1 protein-coding gene is annotated in these 1,414 nt (G+C 67.9%); it reads left to right on the top strand.

Annotation, left to right across the window (positions count from 1 at the left end):
* The first annotated feature begins 124 nt into the window (after window positions 1–124).
* Window positions 125–1,369, top strand: coding sequence for an IS256 family transposase (locus ACUXPL_RS12030; RefSeq protein WP_031943898.1), 1,245 nt, complete (start codon window positions 125–127; stop codon window positions 1,367–1,369).
* Window positions 1,370–1,414: the final 45 nt, after the last annotated feature.

The raw sequence follows: 1,414 nt of genomic DNA on the forward strand, positions 1-1,414 counted from the left end.
AGTTGAGTCCCTGATAGTGGTGTAACCCTCCCCGGCCGCCAACACCGTCCCCAGCATGGACGCGGTCACCGTGGGAGCCTTCGAGTGAACCTTCCACAGCACTCTCGAAAGGGACATCACCACGATGACCGCTCCTCACATTGTCGACCCTGAACGCCTGCTACGCGAAGCGATCGGCGAAGCCTCGCCGGACTTGTTGCGCCACCTGCTGCAGACCGTGATCAACGCCCTGCTCAGCGCTGACGCAGACGCGGTCTGCGGCGCCGAGTACGGCACCGCTTCTGATACCCGCACCGCACAGCGCAACGGGTACCGCCACCGGCCCCTCGACACCCGCGCCGGCACGATCGACGTGGCCATCCCGAAACTGCGCGCCGGCACGTACTTCCCAGAGTGGCTGCTCGAGCGACGCAAGCGGGCCGAGTCCGCGTTGATCACGGTCGTCGCCGACTGCTACCTCGCTGGGGTCTCCACCCGACGCATGGACAAGCTCGTGCGCCAGCTGGGCATCGACTCGCTCTCGAAGTCCCAGGTCAGTCGGATGGCCGCCGAGCTGGACGAGCACATCGACGCGTTCCGGCACCGCCCGCTGGGGGATGCCGGCCCGTTCGTGTTCCTCGCCGCGGACGCCCTGACCATGAAGGTTCGCGAGGGTGGTCGGGTGATCAACGCGGTGGCCATGGTCGCCACCGGCGTCAACGCTGACGGGCGACGTGAGGTACTCGGGCTGCGGGTGGCCACCACGGAGTCAGGCGCGGCGTGGAACGAGTTCTTCGCTGATCTGGTCGCCCGCGGCCTTCACGGGGTGAGACTGGTGACTTCGGACTCCCACCGTGGCCTGGTCGAAGCCATCGCGGCGAACCTGCCCGGGGCCGTGTGGCAGCGGTGCCGCACGCACTATGCCGCGAACCTGATGGCGGTGACCCCGAAGGCCATGTGGCCGGCGGTGAAGGCCATGCTCCACAGCGTCTACGACCAGCCTGACGGGCCGGCGGTGCACGCCCAGTTCGACCGGCTCTTGGACTACGTGGCCGAGCGGTTGCCCGCCGTGGCTGGGCACCTCGATGCTGCTCGGGAGGACATCCTCGCGTTCATCTCGTTCCCGAAGGACGTGTGGTCCCAGATCTGGTCGAACAACCCTGCCGAGCGCCTGAATCGGGAGATCCGGCGCCGCACGGACGCGGTGGGCATCTTCCCGAACCGGGATGCCGTGGTGCGGCTCGTGGGGGCCGTGTTGGCTGAGCAGACGGATGAGTGGGCCGAGGGCCGCCGGTACCTCGGTCTCGAGCTGCTGGCCCGCTGCCGCGAGCCCCTCACGCAAGAACCGGGCACCGTGATGGGCACGGAGGTGATGCCGGCCCTGGCCTGATTCTCATGCCTCGAAGACGGTTACACCACTTCCAGGGACTTGACC

The organism is Micrococcus sp. 140720015-1, assembly GCF_053627595.1.